This is a genomic window from Neisseria elongata subsp. elongata, from assembly GCF_900113545.1.
Lineage (GTDB): Bacteria > Pseudomonadota > Gammaproteobacteria > Burkholderiales > Neisseriaceae > Neisseria > Neisseria elongata.
On the sequence record NZ_FOPS01000011.1, the window covers coordinates 44,257 to 62,282 of the forward strand.

Consider the following 18,026-nt stretch of genomic DNA (forward strand, 5'->3'; position numbering starts at 1 on the left):
AAGCCCCTAAATTTCAAAAATTAGGACTGTTTGCCCCTTTCCTTATACCAACCCTTGTGTATCGAAATAAATGTTGACTTTAACCTTAGGTCAAAGTTTATGATTCGTGTTCCTTTAGTTATCACATAGGCGAAAAACATGAAAAAACTTATGACTTTTATCACACTTAGCGCTATTGCAATTTCAAATTATGCCCAAGCTAATGAGCAACCGCATCAAGCACACATGAATATGCAAATGTCGACAGGTTCTGCAATGCAACAAGAATTAATGCAAGGTATGGATCAAATGAATCAAGACATGATGGCAGCTGCACAATATAAAGATCCTGATGTTGCTTTTGCAGCAGGTATGTTGCCGCACCATATTGGTGCAGTAAAAATGGCGGAAGTTGAATTAAAATACGGAAAGGATCCTGAAATGCGTAAGCTTGCTGAGGATATTATTAACGCACAACAAGCGGAAATTGAACAAATGCAAAAATGGCTTAAAGCACACAACAAAAAAAGTAAGCCGTAGCCTGCATCCTCGCTAACCGCGTTCTTTAAAACCAAGGTGTAGCAACTGTATTTTTCACCCCGTCTGGCAAAAATACAGTTGCTACCCAATCAATGAAACACGCTTACAGCGCAATTTTAGCCTATTTACGCCATATCTACCCAAAAGGCAGGCAGTGAATAAATAATTTCGACACCAATACGCGCGCGCGTAATAACGCAGTCCCTAGATTTTTGCAAGTCCGTAAAAAGAAAGCAAAACGCGGCGGGTAACCACTTAACCGGCACTGGTAACCAATGACAAGGACATAACTGGTTACCGCATTATCGTTGATTTATAAAGGTTTTTAGGGGCTGGTAACCAGGTAACCAGAGTAACCAGTGCATTTTGTATATATATATAGCGGTTTAAATTTGAGAGAGAAGCCGCCGGCCTGATCACTCAAATAACAACACGCCCCAAAAAAAGTTATAATGACCGGCCTAGACTGCTAAATTATTTTTTGACCTTTGCAAAATGTGGGAATATTTGTGGGTATATTTAGATTGCTTTATTATTTTTATAATATAAAACAATGAATTATGCCTTTAGTTTGTGTCCCTCCGTCCCACACTGTAAAAATTAACCGCTTTCGAGCGGTTATTTTTTTGTCTAATGCCGTCCAATGCCATAAACCAAATCCAATAACCACGGGGCTTTCAGGCCGATTGCCATCCTGCTTGCCCCTTCCTAATTGTCTAATTCCACCCATTGCCGTGCAATTGAGTAAAGCAAAAAAGTGGGGGTATATTTGGGGTATCTGATAACCTGCATTGGCTTTAATATAAAGCCGAGTATTTTTAGTATTTGGAAATGGCTTTATAGTGAAAATTTAATCAATTTTCTATGTCAGTCCCATGATTTTTGTTTTATCCGTTGGCAAGATTCTCATCAATCCGGTTGTTAAAAGGCCGTCTGTTCAGACGGCCTTTTGCTATATGCGGGTTATGTCCTGCCCAGTAGTTTTTTTGCCCGTTCGATAACCGGGATGTCGACCATTTGACCGTCTATTTGGAATACCGGTGAGCTGTTTTGTTCGTATTCGATTAAAACTTTTTCGGCAAATTCGAGTGTTTCTGCCGAGGGGCGCAACATCAGTTTGGTAACGGCCACTTGTTTGGGATGGATGCAGAGCATGCCGCCGAAGCCCATGTCGCGCCAGAAGGCGGTAAATGAGCGCAGGCCTTCGTTGTCGGAAAAATCGGGGAATACGGTTTCAATCGGCGGGTGCAGACTGTTGAGGTGGCTGTGGAGGAGGAGGTCGGTGCGCAGTCGGTTGAAAAATACGTCCGCCGCCGCCGTTCCGGTTTGGATGCCTAGGTTGTTGGACAGGTCGAGGCAGCCGTAGGAGAGGGCGTGCAGGCCGTGGGCGAAGGCCAGTTGGGGCAGGTTGAGTATGCCCAAAGCCGTTTCGAGGACGGCGATGACGGGTTTGCCGCTGCTTTGGTAGAGTGAGGTGATGTCGGCCGGGCGTTCGGCTTTCGGCAGGATGATGCCTTTTACCGCCGGCAGGTTTTGCAGGGCGGCGAGGTCGTCGGCGAAATGGGTGCTGTTTGCGGAGTTGATGCGGAGCCAAATCGGGCGGGCGTTTGCAGTGGCGCAGTAGTCGGCGATGTTGGTTCTGGCTTGTGCTTTGTTGGCAGGCGAGACGGAGTCTTCCCAATCGGCAATGACTTCGTCGGCACCGATGCCGAAGGCTTTGGGGATGCGGTCGGGCTGGGTGGCTGGGACGAAGAGGAAGATTTTCGGTATGGGCTGATCCAACATGTTTTTTCCTTTTTCAGACGGCCTGTTTGCTGTTAATCGAACCAGTTTGGATTATACCGTTTTCATTATGCATTCACATTTTTGCTTTGCCTGTATTTTCAGACGGCCGGTGCCGCGTCTGGAATGTGAGGTGGGACGGCGGGTGTGTGCTTTGACATTTGAAGGTGTGTTTTCATATGCAGGGGAGGAGGCCGTCTGAAAGGGATCGGTTTCCGGAGGGAGGGCGGTTTGGGATGATTTGAACCGTTCTTTGACTGCAGCGTTTTGAGGGTACTGTTGCGGTCTGCACGGTTCGGGCGGATTTTCAGACGGCCTCAGGGTGCTTTTAGCGGTGATGGTTAAAAAATGTGATTATAATTGCCTTTTTTCGAAAGGAGTTTTTTATGAGTAAAACGATTATTCACAGTGATCAGGCACCTTCGGCGATTGGTGCGTACAGTCAGGCCGTCAGGGCGGGGGATACTGTGTATTTGAGCGGTCAGATTCCGCTCGACCCTGCAACGATGGAAGTGGTTGGCGGCGGTGATTTCCGTGCCGAGGCGCATCAGGTTTTTAAAAATCTGCGTGCTGTGGCGGAGGCTGCCGGTGGTTCGCTGGACGATGTGGTCAAGTTGAATGCTTATCTGACGGATTTGGACAATTTTGCCGTGTTCAATGAAGTGATGGCCGAATATTTCTCTCAGCCGTTCCCCGCGCGTGCGGCGGTTGGTGTGGCCGCTTTGCCGAAGGGCGTTCAGGTGGAAGCCGAGGCGGTTTTGGTATTGAATGCCTGACGGCTGGCCGATGGAGGCCGTATCGGCCTATGCTTGAAACAAAACACACAGCCTTTTTTGCGGCTGTGTGTTTTGTTTTGCGGCTAGTCAATGGGCTTAGTGCTGGCAGTTCGGACAGTAGAATGTGCCGCGTTGGCCGATGACGGTCTTTTCGATGCTGCCGCCGCATTGCAGGCAGGATTGGCCTTGGCGGCCGTAGACTTTGTATTCTTGTTGGAAGTAGCCGCTTTTGCCTTCGCTGTCGACGAAGTCGCGCAGGGTGCTGCCGCCTTTTTCGATGGCGCGGCGCAGGGTTTCGCGGATGTGGTGTACCAGTGCCGCCGCTTCTTTGCGGCTGATTTGCATGGCGGGGCGGTTTGGGGCAATGCCGGCGGCGAACAGGCTTTCGTTGGCGTAGATGTTGCCTACGCCGACGACGGTTTTGTTGTCCATCAATACGCTTTTTATCGGGCTGCGGCGTTTTTTCAGGGCGTTGTGGAGGTAGTCGGCGGTAAAGCCGTTGCCCAGCGGTTCGGGTGCGAGGTTTTGCAGCAGGGGGTGGGTTTCTTCCGGGCCGGGATACCATGAGACGATGCCGAAACGGCGCGGGTCGTGGTAGCGCAGTAAGGTGCCGTCTGAAAATTCTATTTCGACATGGTCGTGTTTTCCTGCGTCGGGGGCGTTGCCGGAGGTAAATATGCGCAGGCTGCCGGACATGCCGAGGTGGATGAGCAGGATGCCTTGGGGAAGATGGACGAGCAGGTATTTGGCGCGCCGCGTGCAGCGCAGGACGGTTTCGCCGTTTAGGATATTGTCCAAATCGGGCGGGACGGGGTGGCGCAGTTTTGCTTGGCGGACGGTGGTGCGGACGATTGTTTTGCCGGTGATGTGGGGCGCGATGCCGCGCAGGGTAGTTTCGACTTCGGGCAGTTCGGGCATGATGTTTGCGTGGTTGGTGTGTTTTTATGTTTTCAGACGGCCTCTTGATGGGGATGAGGCCGTCTGAAAGTGTTTAGAGGAAGCTGTGTTCGGCTGCGGGGAAGGTTTTGTTTTTGACTGCTTCCACATAGGCTTTGACGGCGGATTGGATGTCGGGCTGACCTGCCATGAAGTTTTTGACGAATTTGGCGGTTTTGCCGGGGAAGATGCCGAGCATGTCGTGCATGACCAAAACCTGTCCGTCGCAATCGACGCCCGCGCCTATGCCGATGGTGGGGCATGAGACGGTTTGTGTTACCTGTTTGCCCAATTCGGCAGGCACGCATTCCATCAGGACGATGGCGGCTCCGGCTTTTTCGTGGGCAACGGCGTCGTTGAGCAGGGCTTGGGCTTTGTCGCCTTTGCCTTGGACTTTGTAGCCGCCGAAGGCATGGACGGACTGGGGGGTGAGGCCGATGTGGGCGCAGACGGGGATGCCGCGCAGTTTCAGGAATTCGGTGGTTTCGGCCATCCAGACGCCGCCTTCGAGTTTGACCATATGCGCGCCGGCGGCCATCAGTTCGGCGGCGGCGGCGAAGGCCTGTTCTTTGCTTTGCTGGTAGGCGCCGAAGGGCAGGTCGGCCACAATCATGGTGTTTTTGCTGCCGCGTGCGACGGCGGCGGTGTGGTAGCACATGTCGTTCAGGCTGACGGGCAGGGTGGAATCGCGTCCTTGGACGGTCATGCCCAAGGAGTCGCCCACCAGAAGTACGTCCACGCCCGCTTCGTCCATCAGGGCGGCAAAGCTGGCTTCATAGGCGGTGAGCATGGCGATTTTTTCGCCTTCGGCCTTCATTTTATTCAGTGTGTTTACGGTAATCATGTTGTTTTAATTGTCTTTCAGGTTGAGGTAGTGGCGGTTGCCCTGCATGTGGCTGATGGTGCGCAGCAGCAGCTCGAAATGGTCGTCGTTGTCTGTGAAGTCCATGTCGTCGTTGTTGGCAATCAGCAGCGGGGCGTTATCGTAAAGGTGGAAGAAGCGGCGGTATTCTTCGTGGATTTGGTTCAGGTAGCCCGACGGGAATAGGTTCAGCGCGCCGACGCCGTTGCGGGAAACCAAGCGTCTTTGTGCCGCTTCGTTGCCGGTTTGCAGGTAGATGACGAGGTCGGGCAAGGGCATGTCGGGCATGACTTTGTGTTTGATTTCCCAAAACAGGTTTTGTTCGTTTGCCTGTTGGTTGTCATCTAAGACGACGGGGACGAAGATTTGGTCTTTTTCCAGCAGGAAGTCGGCCACCACGCGGCCGTTGCGCGTTTCTTCGGCGTTGATGATGTCGATGGCTTTCGCGCGGCGCATCAGGAAATGCAGTTCTGTCGCCAGGCCGTGGTTGGCGGCGTTTTGGTAGAACAGGTCGAGAAACGGGTTGGTTTCGGGGCTTTCCGTCAGGTAGAGGGCGTTGAAATATTCGGCCAGCCTGCGGGCAAGGGCGGATTTGCCGCTGCCGATCGAGCCTTCGACGACGATGTATTGGTAGTCCATATGTTTTCCCGGTATCTGTGGTTGGCCGGATGCGGCGCGTTTTGGGGATGGCGCGATTATACGTTTTTGCCGCTTGGCGACCAAGCCGTTTGTTCGGTGGGATTTTTGTTTTCAGACAGCCTCTGTAAGCGGTGTGATGCCGTCCGTTCCCAAGGTTTCTGCCAGATCGCGCGCGCTGCCGTGCCCGGGCAGCGGGTAGTCGGGTGCGATGTCGGCCAGCGGGCGCATGACGAAGGCGCGCAGGTGGGCGCGGGGGTGGGGCAGGGTGAGGGCGGGGTCGTCTTTTGTTTGGCCGCCGTAGTCGATGATGTCTAAGTCTAAGGTGCGCGGGGCGTTGCGGAAGCTGCGTTCGCGCCCGGCATCTTGTTCGACGGTGTGCAGTAAGGAGAGCAGGGCGTATGCGTGCAGTGTGGTTTCGATTAGGGCGGCGGCATTGACGAAGTCGGGTTGGTCGGTATAGCCGACGGGCGCGGTACGGTAGAGCGGCGACAGGCGGAGCGAGGCGATGCCGGGGTGTCGGGACAGGCGTTCGGCGGCGAGGCGTATGGTGTCGGTGCTTTCGCCGAGGTTGCTGCCGAAGGCGATAACGGCGGTAACGGGGGTAGTCATGAGGTTTCTCTGGACGGCAACGGGCAGGGGTTGTCCGATGGGCTATGGTTGGTATGGAAAGGCAGGATTTTGTCGTTTGGCGCGGGGTTTGTAAAGGAGGCCGTCTGAAAGTGTGTTTTCAGACGGCCTCCGTGTGTTTCGGGCATTGCGCGGTTACCATTTGCCCGTCAGGCCGATGCGCAGGGTACGGCCCGGGGCGGGCATATAGGAACGGCTCATGGGGTCGAGGTAATAGCGGTCGGTTAGGTTGCTGCCCGTCAGCTCTGCGCTGAAATGTTTGTTGAATTTGTAGCGCACATAGGCATCCACGACAGTAACGGGCTGCCAGTTGGCGTTGCTGTTGTCGCTGTTGAAAGCTTTGCTGTTTGCGCCGTCACGTTGCAGGTAGTAGTCGCGCCAGCGGGCTGACGGCTGTTGTTTGTCTTCAACGCGGCTGTGGAAGGTCAGGCGCGAACCGATTTCGAGTTTTTCGTTTAGGAACCTGCCGCCGAGGTTGGCAACGACTGACCAGCGCGGCTGGATGCGGTTGATCAGCCAGCCGCCAGTGAGACCGCCGTTTTGACAGTAAGGTACGGGGAAAGTGCGTCCTTTTTGGACAAACATTTCCACATCATATTGCTGTTCGATGGCGCGGTGGTCGCAGACTTCGTTTTTCATGTTGCGCACCACGCCCAAGTCGCCAAAAACACGGCCGTTGTCGAAGCGGGTTTGCAGCTCTAAGCCGCTGATGACTTGTTTGTCGTAATTGCTGATTTGCCAGGTGGTATAGTTGCGGTCGATGACGTTGCGGGTTTTGTTGTGGAAGTAGGTCAGACGAACGTCCGCATAGCGCATTTTGGGCAGCAGGCGGGTGAAGTCGTGGCTGAGGGAAATTTCCCAATTCTTGGCATGTTCGGGTTTGAGCGGGTAGCGGGTGCGGTCGAAGGGGATGCTGAACAGCTTGGCGATGCTGTGGTTGCCGAAACCGAATGTGCCTTCATACATGCTGGGGAAGCGTTTGAATTCGGTGTAACGGGCAAACAGGCGGGTGTGGTCGCCGAGTTTGACGGTGGCGGAGAACATGGGGGCGAAGGCGTGGCCGCTTTTTTTCCATGAGTTGCGCAGTTCTTCTTCGGTCAGGTGCCGGTATTCGGCAACGGGGCTTTTTGCACCGATTAGTGTGCCGCCTTGGTATTTGTTTTCGACTTCTCCGGTGGCTTGATTGATGCCTTTTTCGGCAAATTGTTTCAGACGGCCGTCTGAAACGGGGTTTTCGCCGTTTTTCCAATAAATGCAGTTTCCTGCCGCAGGGTCTGTCGTGCAGTCGGTAAGCGGCATATAGCCTTGTTCTATATTGGCGGGCAGTGTGGTTGAATTGTTGTATTCTTCGCTTAAATCGGTCAGCTCTTGTGGCCACGGGATGAAATCAGGGTAGCCGCTTTTCCGCCTTTCCGTTTCTTCGGGCATATTTTCCAACGCCCAGGCGTAATCGGGTACGGGCAGGGTGTTTATCCATGCCCAAAATTTTTGGTCGTATGCGTCCCATGCCGCTTGCGTACGCACCACTTCGGGGCTTTCTTCATAGGCTTTCAATGCGGCTTCGTATCTGGCTTTCAAATCCATGCGGGCGCGGTATTCTTCTGGAGTGGCCAGTCTGCTGCCGATGGCGGCGACATTGCGGCTGTTTTCAGACAATACGTTAAATTCGCCTTCTGCTTCCAAGCGGTCGCGATGTTTGGACAGATAATCACGGACGAAGGTATCGGTCATGCGGTAGTCGGTATAGCGGCCGCCGGCGTTCAGGGTCAGCCACGGCGTCGGTTCGTATTTGAAGTTGAAGCCGACATTCCATTCATTGCGTTTTCCTTGGCGCGGCATGGTCATGGCGAAGTTCGAGTTTAAGGTGGTTTCGGGGTCGTCCCACACCAGCTTGCGGTATTTGTCGTGCGGCAGGGCGAGTATCCAGCTGGTGTCGCTGCTGCCTTTGAGTTTTTCGCGTTGGTAATCGCCCGTCAGGGTCAGTTCGAGGGTGTCGGCCAGCTTCATGCGGTTGGACAAATTGATGCCCAAGCGGTTGTTTTTGGCGCGGTAGGCGGCAGCGTTGAAGACGGTAAAACGGTTGTTGGTGTTGGGCGGCAGTTTGTCCCATTCCGGCTCTTTGCCTTTGTAATACCAGTCTTCGGCGTATTTGTCGTTGAATGCTTTGTCGAGGAATAGGGTCGATGCAGGATAGCCGCCCGTGGAGTTGGTTTGCGAATCGTTGAACGTGCCCCAAATCCCCGCCTTCAAATCTACCCAGCGGCTGTTCTCGGGGTTCCAAGAATAATCCAGATTGACGGCGGTCTGTTTTACCCATGCCTGCGGCCATTCCGCCATCAGCGTGCCTTTGGTGAGCTTACTCATATCGGTTTGGGCGGAGCCGTCGGATTTGAGCTTGCTGCCGCCGATATTGCCGAACAGGATGCTGTACGGCATGATTTCGCCGAAACGGGTGTTGGTATGGCGTATGCCGAGCTGTATTTTTTGGTTGTCGTGCAGTTTAAGCGTGCCTTTGGCCAGCCACGAGCGCATATTCAGGGATGTGTTGGCCACTTCGCCGGACGGATGGTAATACATACCGACATTGGCGGTATATTGCTGAATATCCCTAACTTTTTTGGTAAATTCTTCTTCGGTTATGGAGCTGGCGTCGGAGATGTAGCCGTAGCGTTCCGCGCCCTTGCTGCCGGCAAAGTAATTGCCCTTGTCGCGCCATGCGTAGGCAATCAAGCCGTCAAACACTTCGCCGCGCATACCGGCTGAAATGCGGAAGGCGTTGTCTTTAAATAATTTTCCTCGCCCGCCGAAACGTTGTTCCTGGCGGTCGCTGTCGTCGAACATAATCGCCCATTCCATGCGGTCGAAAGAATAGGGTTTGGGATAACGGCGGTAGTCCGTACCCCAAGTTTCGGCGTGGGCGTATTCCCGCTGCTTGATGGTATTGTTGCCGGTTTCCATCTTGACTTCCATGCCGAATTTTTGATCTTTCGGCACGACGTCGTCGATTTCCAGCGTTTTCATGCTGACCGAACCGCCTATGCCGGTGCGGATGTCGCGGTTTGCCGATGCGCCTTTTTCCACATACACGCTGCTGATAAGGTTCGGGTCGATGTAGTTGCGGTTGGATATGCCTTCAAATCCTCTCCAAACGCTGATTGCCTGTTCCGTGCCGTCTACCGTTACCGGCACTTTTCCTTCACCTTGGATGCCGCGTATGTTGGGATCGAGCGCGCCGCTGTTACGTGCGTCACCGCTGAACACGCCCGCCATGCCGCCGATTAAATCGGCCACGCTGCTGCCGCGGTAGGTTTCGATTTCCTGTTTTCCTTTGTACAGGTTGCTGATGTCGCGGGTGTAGACTTGACTGTGGCCGCTTCTGTCGCGGTCGCGGATGCCGATGACCTGAACATCTGCCAATTTCCCTTCTTCTGTCGTTGTGCCGTCCCCTTCTGCCCATGCGGCAGGGGTTATGCCGCCTAAGATGCTAATCATGAGAAATAATGGTTTCAGACGGCATGAAGCAGGTATTTTATGAAAACTCATCTCTTGGATTCTCCTGTTTTTCTGATTGATTTGGCAGGGCAGGCTGCTTGAAAAAAAGAGAATATTAATATCAAATCTAAATAAATGAAAGGTATTATCGTTATAAATTGGTTTTAAAAATATGGATTGAAGGGTTTCGTCGCTTGATTTTCCTGCTTAAACAGTCCATATTTGCCATCGTTTTCCGCTAACCGATTTTTCACGATTGTTATGACCCACACCGTACACCTGCAATTCGAAGACATGGACAACACCGTCCTGCAACGCCTGACGGGGCCGCTCGATGCCCATTTGGCCACATTGGGCAAAGCCTTGGACATCCAAATCAGCCGCCGTTTCGAACGTTTTACCTTTATCGGAAATTATGCCCACGCAGGCCGCCGTGCGCTAATTGAATTGGCGGGGCTGGCCGAGGGCCGGGATTTGAACGAGGACGACATCCAGTTGGCGGCCGTGGCGGCAAAAACGGCCGATGCGGAACACACCGAACAGCGGCAGGACAAACAGTATTACCTGCAAACCAAACGCGGCAGCATAGGCGGGCGCACCCCGCGCCAAAACGGCTACATCCGCGCCTTGCTGAACCACGACATCGTGTTCGGGCTGGGTCCTGCAGGTACGGGTAAAACCTATCTGGCGGTGGCCGCCGCAGTCGATGCGATGGAAAAACACCAAATCGAACGCATCGTGCTGGTGCGCCCCGCAGTCGAGGCAGGCGAAAAACTCGGCTTCCTGCCCGGCGACCTGACGCAAAAAGTCGATCCCTACCTGCGCCCGCTGTATGACGCGCTGTACGATTTGATGGGTTTCGACCGCGTAACCAAACTGTTGGAAAAAGGCCTGATAGAAATTGCACCATTGGCCTATATGCGCGGCCGCACGCTCAACGGCGCGTATGTGATTCTGGACGAGGCGCAAAACACCACACCCGAACAAATGAAAATGTTCCTGACCCGCATAGGCTTCGGTGCCAAAGCCGTCATCACGGGCGATTTGAGTCAAATCGACTTGCCGAAAAACATCAAATCCGGCCTGAAGGACGCCAAGGAAAAACTGCGCGATGTGGAAGGGCTGTATTTCCACACCTTTACCAGTGAGGATGTGGTGCGTCATCCGTTGGTGCAGCGCATCGTTGAAGCCTACGAAGCGGCGGAAGAAGGCAGAGAGGCCGTCTGAAACTGATTTTGGCCGGAAGATAAGTTTCACTTCGTTGAAACAGCGCCTTCAGACGACCTGAATACAAGAATAAACGATTAAGAATGATGAAGAACAAAGCATTGCTCATGCTGCTGGCCGCCGCCGCATTCGGACTCTCCGCCTGCGGCGGCAGCGGCGGAAAAATCAAAACCGGCAGCCATAAAACCAAACATAAACCACAGGCTGCCGCCAAAACGCCCAAAAACATCCGCATCGGCCACATCAACCGCACCGCCGGCGGGCAGGAACTGATGCTGCACAGCATGGATTTGGTCGGCACCCCCTACCGCTGGGGCGGCAGCACCGATACCGGATTCGATTGCAGCGGCATGATCCAATATGTTTACAAAAACGCCCTCGGCGTGAACCTGCCGCGCAGTTCGCGCGATATGGCCGCCGCCAGCCGCACCATCAGCACGCGCGACCTGCAAACCGGCGATTTGGTATTTTTCAACACCTCCGGCTCGGGCATTTCGCACGTTGGCCTCTATCTGGGCGGTGGAAAATTCCTTCACGCCCCCCGTTCCGGCAGCACGGTGCAGACCGAAAGCCTGAGCAAGCCGTATTACGCGCAACGTTTGGTTAAGGCGGGCACGTTTTTTTAATTCCGCAGCAAAAGGCCGTCTGAAAACGCAGTTTCAACGAAGTTAAAACCATGTCGCGTGTTTCAGACGGCCTTTTGTTTTCAACATATTTGCTATTTGGGCAAATAATGTTCGACACTTTCCTTCAATATCCCAATCAAATCTTCGTCCATATAGCGGTAATCATCGGGAATATCCAATACGATGATTTCTTTGTGCCGCAAAGCGCGGGGAAACTGCGCCGACAGGCGGTTTTTGTGCTTTTGCTCCATGACAAAAACCTTATCCGCCCATGCGATGTCGGCAGCAGAAACAGTGCGCCGCGCATTGGGGCTTGTGCCCGCGGAACGGGTTTGAACATTCGGGTAACGGCGAAACACAAGCTCAGCAGTGGGGCTGCGCCATTGGTTGCGGCTGCAAATAAAAAGTGCGTTCATAGAAATTAAAAAAGGCGGAAAAATATCCGCCTCGTGAAAATCATCTCGATGAAATCGAAATGTGTTTTTTAAGTTAATCAAACCATTCGGCTTCAAATTCATGCTGCCTGAAGGGGTAAACAAAGCCCAGTTTTTGCGCGCGCTTGACTTTATTCCTGCGGAAATACATCAAATCCCACTTTTTCTCAGGCTTGCCCTCAAAAAGGTTTTTGCCGTGTACGCGATGGCTGGGTCGTTTTGCCTGATGCCGCCGCCATGCACGGCTGCGGCTTCGGTCTAAATTGTCCATTATCTACTTTCTAACTTTGTTTCGAAAATCGGGTTCAGCAGCCGCGATTTTTTATGTGTCCGGTTGTTCGGCAATAAATAATGAAAACGGAATTATAGCGAAAGTTTATCGTTTGTACCAGTAACCGGCTTGCCGGGTTGGTTAAAGGCCGTCTGAAAACCATCCCGAATGTTTTCAGACGGCCTTTGGCATATAAAGAGCAAACATTACAAATAATTAGGCGTGCTTGAGTGAACATCGGCAGCGTATGGACGATAGTAAGGTAAAAGTTTCAATTTTTATTTGGAAACAATCGGTAGGATGGTTGAACGGAAGATAAAGCGGGGATGGCCATTGCGGGTAGTAGGGCATGATTTGCTTAATGTTTCATTAGCTTAGAAATTTATTTCCCTTGAGATGGTATGCCGTACTACCGTGACGGAAGTCGAATGGACCCGCTTTAAAAGACAGCTGCCCTGCTTGTCTGGGACACCCTCTATACATTTATGTTAAAATTCGGCGAAATTTCTTTTATAAAATTCAACCATGACCGACGCAACTATCCGCAACGACCATAAATTCGCACTCGAAACCCTGCCCGTCAGCCTTGAAGACGAAATGCGCAAAAGCTATCTCGATTACGCCATGAGCGTGATTGTCGGCCGCGCGCTGCCCGATGTGCGCGACGGTTTGAAGCCGGTGCACCGCCGCGTGCTTTACGCCATGCACGAGCTGAAAAACAACTGGAACGCCGCCTACAAAAAATCGGCGCGTATCGTCGGCGATGTCATCGGTAAATACCATCCGCATGGCGATTCCGCGGTTTACGACACCATCGTGCGCATGGCGCAGGATTTTTCGATGCGCTACGTCTTAATCGACGGTCAGGGCAACTTCGGTTCGGTTGACGGCGACGGCGCCGCGGCCATGCGTTATACCGAAATCCGCATGGCGAAAATCGCCCACGAAATGCTGGCGGACATCGAAGAAGAAACCGTCAATTTTGGTCCGAACTACGACGGCAGCGAACACGAGCCGCTGGTGTTGCCGACCCGCTTCCCCGCGCTGTTGGTCAACGGCTCGTCCGGTATCGCCGTCGGTATGGCGACCAACATCCCGCCGCACAACCTCACCGACACCATCAATGCCTGTTTGCGTCTTTTGGATGAACCCGAAACCGAAATCGACGAATTGATCAACATCCTGCAAGCCCCCGATTTCCCGACCGGCGCAACCATCTACGGCTTGAGCGGCGTGCGCGAAGGCTATAAAACCGGCCGCGGCCGCGTCGTCATGCGCGGTAAAACCCATATCGAACCCATAGGCAAAAACGGCGAACGCGAAGCCATTATCATCGACGAAATTCCGTATCAGGTGAACAAAGCCAAACTGGTGGAAAAAATCGGCGAATTGGTGCGCGAAAAAACGTTGGAAGGTGTATCCGACCTGCGCGACGAATCCGACAAATCCGGTATGCGCGTCGTTATCGAATTGAAACGCAATGAAAACGCCGAAGTCGTTTTAAACCAACTCTACAAACTCACCCAGCTTCAAGACAGCTTCGGCATCAATATGGTTGCTTTGGTGGACGGTCAGCCGCGCCTGTTGAATCTGAAACAGATTTTGGCGGAATTCCTGCGCCACCGTCGCGAAGTCGTTACCCGCCGCACTTTGTTTCGCCTGAAAAAAGCGCGTCATGAAGGTCACATTGCCGAAGGTAAAGCCGTCGCCCTGTCCAATATCGACGAGATGATTCGATTGATTAAAGAATCCGCCGACGCGCCTGAAGCCAAAGAAAAACTGCTGTCCCGCGCATGGCGCAGCGGCTTGGTGGAAGACATGCTGAGCCGTACCGACCTCGACCTGCGCATGGCACGCCCCGAAGGCCTGCCCGCCAACCTCGGCTTACAGGAACAAGGCTATTATCTGAGCGAAATCCAGGCCGACGCCATCCTGCGTATGAGCTTGCGCAACCTTACCGGCCTCGACCAAGAAGAAATCGTCGGCGACTACAAAAACATCATGGCAAAAATCATCGACTTTTTGGACATTTTGGCGAAACCGGAACGCATCACCCAAATCATCCGCGAAGAATTGGAAGAAACCAAAACCAATTTCGGCGACGAACGCCGCAGCGAAATCAACCCGTTCGGCGGCGACATTGCCGATGAAGACCTGATTCCGCAACGCGAAATGGTCGTTACCCTGACACATGGCGGCTATATCAAAACCCAGCCGACCACCGACTATCAGGCGCAGCGTCGCGGCGGGCGCGGCAAACAGGCGGCGGCCACCAAAGATGAAGACTTCATCGAAACCTTGTTCGTCGCGAACACGCATGACTATTTGATGTGTTTCACCAATCTCGGCAAGTGCCACTGGATTAAGGTTTACAAACTGCCCGAAGGCGGACGCAACAGCCGCGGCCGTCCGATTAACAACGTCATCCAGTTGGAAGAAGGCGAAAAAGTCAGCGCCATCCTCGCCGTGCGCGAATTCCCCGAAGACCAATACGTCTTCTTCGCCACTGCACAAGGCATGGTGAAAAAAGTCCAGCTTTCAGCCTTTAAAAACGTCCGCAGCCAAGGCATCAAAGCCATCGCGCTCAAAGAAGGCGACTACCTCGTCGGCGCCGCGCAAACCAGCGGCTCGGACGACATCATGCTGTTCTCCAACTTGGGTAAAGCCATCCGCTTCAACGAATACTGGGAAAAATCCGGTAACGACGAAGCGGAAGATGCCGACATCGAAACCGAGATTTCAGACGACCTCGAAGACGAAACCGCCGACAACGAAAATGCCCTGCCAAGCGGCAAACATGGCGTCCGTCCGTCCGGTCGCGGCAGCGGCGGCCTGCGCGGTATGCGCCTGCCTGCCGACGGAAAAATCGTCAGCCTGATTACTTTTGCACCCGAAGCCGCGCAAAGCGATTTGCAAGTGCTGACCGCCACCGCCAACGGCTACGGCAAACGTACCCCGATTGCCGATTACAGCCGTAAAAACAAAGGCGGACAAGGCAATATCGCCATCAATACCGGCGAGCGCAACGGCGATTTGGTTGCTGCAACTTTGGTTAGCGAAACCGACGACCTGATGCTGATTACCAGTGGCGGCGTCCTCATCCGCACCAAAGTCGAACAAATCCGCGAAACCGGCCGCGCCGCAGCAGGTGTACGTCTGATCAATCTGGACGAAGGCGAACAACTGGTCAGCCTCGAGCGGGTAGCGGAAGAGCCGGAAGACGCGTCAGCTTCAGGTGAAGAAAACACTACCGAGTCAAACGTAACGACAGAAGACAATACACCGCAATAAAGCAAGAAACAGGCCGTCTGAAAAACAATCTATGTTTTTTCAGACGGCCTCTATTTATCAATGTTTAATTCACTACAAGGATATTCATATGAAACGGGAAACTATCGCCCTGCACGCAGGCTATCAATCCGAACCGACCACCAAATCCGCTGCCGTCCCGATTTACCAAACCACTTCCTACACTTTCGACAACACGCAGCATGGCGCAGACCTGTTTAACCTTGATGTAGCGGGCAATATCTACACCCGCATCATGAATCCGACCACCGCTGTTTTAGAAGAACGTGTCGCCCGTCTGGAAGGAGGCATTGCCGCATTGGCTGTTGCCAGCGGTATGGCGGCAATTACCTATGCCGTTCAAACATTGGTTGAAGCAGGCGACAACATCATCGCAACCAAAACCCTCTACGGCGGCACATACAATTTCTTTGCCCACAGCCTGCCGCGTCAAGGCATAGAAGTGCGCTTTATCGATCCTGCCAAACCTGAAGAAATCGCCGCCAATACCGACAGCCGAACCAAACTGGTGTATTGCGAATCCATCGGCAATCCCGCCATCAATGTCGTCGATATTCAGGCATTCGCCCAAGCCGCACACGCACAAGGGCTGCCACTGATGGTGGATAACACCGTCGCCACGCCCACGCTGTTTCGTCCCATCGAACACGGCGCCGACATCGTTATCCAATCCTTAACTAAATACATCGGCGGGCACGGCACAACGATTGGCGGTGCCATTATCGACGGCGGCAAATTCCAATGGGCAGGTAATCCGCGTTTTGACCGAACCTTCAACCAACCGGACCCGTCCTACCACGGAGTAAACTACTGGGAGCATTTTGGTGCGGCCGCATACATCGCCCGCGCCCGCGTCGTCCCGCTGCGCAATACCGGTGCCGCCCTATCGCCGCACAGCGCGTTTTTACTGCTGCAAGGTTTGGAAACCCTCGCCCTACGCATGGAGCGTCATTGTGAAAACGCCTTGAAAGTAGCCGAATTCTTAAAGAAACACCCGCAGGTCGAATGGGTAAACTATCCCGCCTTGCCTGACAGCCCGTACAAAAACTTAATCGACCGCGACTACGGCGGAAAAGCCTCCGGTTTGCTGAGTTTCGGCATTAAAGGCGGACGCGAAGCCGGTGCAAAATTTATCGACGCACTGCAACTCTTCTTGCGCTTGGTGAATATCGGCGATGCCAAATCGCTTGCCACCCATCCCGCCACCACTACCCACCGCCAGCTTGACGATACCGAACTCGCCGCAGCGGGCGTCAGCTCCGATATGGTACGCCTGAGCGTGGGCATCGAGCATATCGACGATTTGCTTGCCGACTTGGCGCAGGCATTGGAAGCGGCACGGGTATAGCGGGTAGCAGTAATATTTAGGTGCAAAAACTGCCAAGTTGCCGCCCCTATTTAAGAGGCCGTCTGAAAACTCTTTCCCCATTTGGGCAATACCGGTTTTCAGACGGCCTCGATAAAGCCCCTGTCGCTACAAAGCCATTCAAGCCCGCTGCCCCGTAGATACAAATCGTGCCGAACGGGTTATTCGGATGCTTAGGCATCTGAAAGGCCGTTTCCTTTGAACCGAAATGCAGCTGAACGACCGAACAGCCGTTTATCCGCCTGCCGCTTCGGCAGCCTGTTTTTATCCACCTCCCGACCGACTTCCGCCCATACTATGGAACACATTGCCTCCGCCCAAAACAGCCGGATCAAACATCTGGCCAAACTCGCCGCCTCCGCCGCCAAACGGCGCGCTTTCGGCCAAACCCTGCTTGAAGGTACGCACCTTTTGGAAGCCTTTTTGAACGCAGGCGGCAGGCCGGAATGCGTGTATGTGGCGGAAAACCGTTTGGAAGATGCCGAAATATCGGCATTGCTGCAACGGATGCCGTCTGAAAAAACCGTTTCCGTCGCCGCGCCGATACTGGGCAGGCTGACCGGATTGGGGGAGGGCGGAAATATCGTCGCGCTGATTAAGCTGCCGTCCGCCGCAAAACTGCCGGAAGACGGCGACTGCGTCGTGCTGGAGCGGGTGCAGGACCCCGGCAATATCGGCACCATATTGCGCAGCGCGGCCGCTTCGGGCGTGCGCGACATCGTGCTCGGTGCGGATTGCGCCGACGTGTGGTCGCCGAAAGTCCTGCGTGCGGCCATGGGTGCGCATTTCCTGCTGACGCTGCATCCCGATACCGATTTGGCCGTTTGGCGGCAGGGTTACCGTCCGCCGCTGCTGGCCACCGCACTCGACGAACGCGCGTGCGGCCTGTACGGTTTGGATTTGCGCGGACCCTGCGGCTGGCTGTTCGGCAACGAAGGAGCGGGCGTCAGTGCAGAAATGCGCCGGGTTGCGGACCGGACGGTTAAAATCCCGATGGCCGGCAACACCGAATCGCTCAACGTCGCCATGGCGGCTACGGTGTGCCTGTTCGAGCAAATGCGCCAGCGTTTGCCTGCGGCGGAGTGAGGCCGTCTGAAAAGTATGGCCGAGTAGGGCGGCATATGTTCCCTTGCCGCTATTGACGATGAAGCGGAATTTGC

General features: G+C 53.8%; 16 protein-coding genes. 7 read left to right on the plus strand and 9 right to left on the minus strand.

What is annotated here, in order from left to right; translation table 11 throughout:
- Positions 1-138 precede the first annotated feature (138 nt).
- Positions 139-519 carry a CopM family metallochaperone gene (gene copM, locus BM261_RS10050; protein ID WP_074897875.1) on the plus strand — a complete coding sequence of 127 codons (381 nt, stop codon included), beginning with the start codon at positions 139-141 and terminating at the stop codon, positions 517-519.
- Positions 520-1,482: 963 nt separating this feature from the next.
- Here the strand turns inward: copM and BM261_RS10055 are convergent.
- The gene (locus BM261_RS10055) at positions 1,483-2,304 is read right to left on the minus strand and encodes an HpcH/HpaI aldolase/citrate lyase family protein (RefSeq protein ID WP_074897877.1); all 822 of its coding nucleotides are present in this window, start codon (positions 2,302-2,304) and stop codon (positions 1,483-1,485) included.
- A gap of 383 nt (positions 2,305-2,687) precedes the next feature.
- On the opposite strand from BM261_RS10055, the gene BM261_RS10060 reads away from it, so the two are divergent.
- Entirely contained in the window at positions 2,688-3,077 is a 390-nt protein-coding gene (locus BM261_RS10060; protein ID WP_074897879.1) for a RidA family protein, read from the plus strand.
- A 96-nt stretch (positions 3,078-3,173) separates the two neighbouring features.
- On the opposite strand, the gene mutM is transcribed toward BM261_RS10060, so the two are convergent.
- The 6 genes from mutM to BM261_RS10085 all read right to left on the minus strand — a co-directional run bounded on the left by mutM (position 3,174) and on the right by BM261_RS10085 (position 9,633).
- Positions 3,174-3,995 (minus strand): bifunctional DNA-formamidopyrimidine glycosylase/DNA-(apurinic or apyrimidinic site) lyase, encoded by an 822-nt coding sequence (gene mutM / locus BM261_RS10065; protein ID WP_074897881.1) that lies wholly within the window; start codon positions 3,993-3,995, stop codon positions 3,174-3,176.
- A gap of 73 nt (positions 3,996-4,068) precedes the next feature.
- Positions 4,069-4,857, minus strand: coding sequence for a 3-methyl-2-oxobutanoate hydroxymethyltransferase (gene panB / locus BM261_RS10070; protein WP_074897884.1), 789 nt, complete (start codon positions 4,855-4,857; stop codon positions 4,069-4,071).
- Positions 4,858-4,863: 6 nt separating this feature from the next.
- Positions 4,864-5,514 carry a deoxynucleoside kinase gene (locus tag BM261_RS10075; protein ID WP_040666530.1) on the minus strand — a complete coding sequence of 217 codons (651 nt, stop codon included), beginning with the start codon at positions 5,512-5,514 and terminating at the stop codon, positions 4,864-4,866.
- A gap of 111 nt (positions 5,515-5,625) precedes the next feature.
- Entirely contained in the window at positions 5,626-6,123 is a 498-nt protein-coding gene (gene folK / locus BM261_RS10080) for a 2-amino-4-hydroxy-6-hydroxymethyldihydropteridine diphosphokinase (RefSeq protein WP_074897886.1), read from the minus strand.
- A complete protein-coding gene (locus BM261_RS12700) occupies positions 6,120-6,269 on the minus strand; it encodes a hypothetical protein (RefSeq protein WP_162817031.1) in 150 nt (49 codons plus the stop codon). Before BM261_RS12700 ends, folK begins: the two co-directional genes overlap by 4 nt.
- A gap of 7 nt (positions 6,270-6,276) precedes the next feature.
- A complete protein-coding gene (locus BM261_RS10085) occupies positions 6,277-9,633 on the minus strand; it encodes a TonB-dependent receptor domain-containing protein (RefSeq protein ID WP_240317909.1) in 3,357 nt (1,118 codons plus the stop codon).
- Positions 9,634-9,894: 261 nt separating this feature from the next.
- Here BM261_RS10085 and BM261_RS10090 point away from each other — a divergent pair, with 261 nt between their 5' ends.
- Together BM261_RS10090 and BM261_RS10095 are read left to right on the plus strand one after the other, a co-directional pair.
- A complete protein-coding gene (locus BM261_RS10090) occupies positions 9,895-10,860 on the plus strand; it encodes a PhoH family protein (RefSeq protein WP_074897890.1) in 966 nt (321 codons plus the stop codon).
- 86 nt (positions 10,861-10,946) lie between these two features.
- Positions 10,947-11,486, plus strand: coding sequence for a C40 family peptidase (locus BM261_RS10095; protein WP_074897936.1), 540 nt, complete (start codon positions 10,947-10,949; stop codon positions 11,484-11,486).
- A 92-nt stretch (positions 11,487-11,578) separates the two neighbouring features.
- Here the strand turns inward: BM261_RS10095 and BM261_RS10100 are convergent, their stop codons facing one another.
- Both BM261_RS10100 and BM261_RS10105 read right to left on the minus strand, forming a co-directional pair.
- Complete coding sequence (locus tag BM261_RS10100) at positions 11,579-11,902, minus strand: low molecular weight protein tyrosine phosphatase family protein (RefSeq protein ID WP_049249726.1); 324 nt, start codon at positions 11,900-11,902, stop codon at positions 11,579-11,581.
- Between the two features lie 73 nt (positions 11,903-11,975).
- Positions 11,976-12,191 (minus strand): hypothetical protein, encoded by a 216-nt coding sequence (locus tag BM261_RS10105; protein WP_074897892.1) that lies wholly within the window; start codon positions 12,189-12,191, stop codon positions 11,976-11,978.
- A 525-nt stretch (positions 12,192-12,716) separates the two neighbouring features.
- On the opposite strand from BM261_RS10105, the gene gyrA reads away from it, so the two are divergent.
- From gyrA to BM261_RS10120, 3 genes are all read left to right on the plus strand, one after another.
- A complete protein-coding gene (gene gyrA, locus BM261_RS10110) occupies positions 12,717-15,482 on the plus strand; it encodes a DNA gyrase subunit A (protein ID WP_074897894.1) in 2,766 nt (921 codons plus the stop codon).
- Between the two features lie 88 nt (positions 15,483-15,570).
- A complete protein-coding gene (locus BM261_RS10115; RefSeq protein ID WP_074897896.1) occupies positions 15,571-16,848 on the plus strand; it encodes an O-acetylhomoserine aminocarboxypropyltransferase/cysteine synthase family protein in 1,278 nt (425 codons plus the stop codon).
- Between the two features lie 315 nt (positions 16,849-17,163).
- Positions 17,164-17,952: a TrmH family RNA methyltransferase gene (locus BM261_RS10120; protein WP_074897898.1), complete on the plus strand. Its 789-nt coding sequence runs from the start codon at positions 17,164-17,166 to the stop codon at positions 17,950-17,952.
- Positions 17,953-18,026 lie beyond the last annotated feature (74 nt).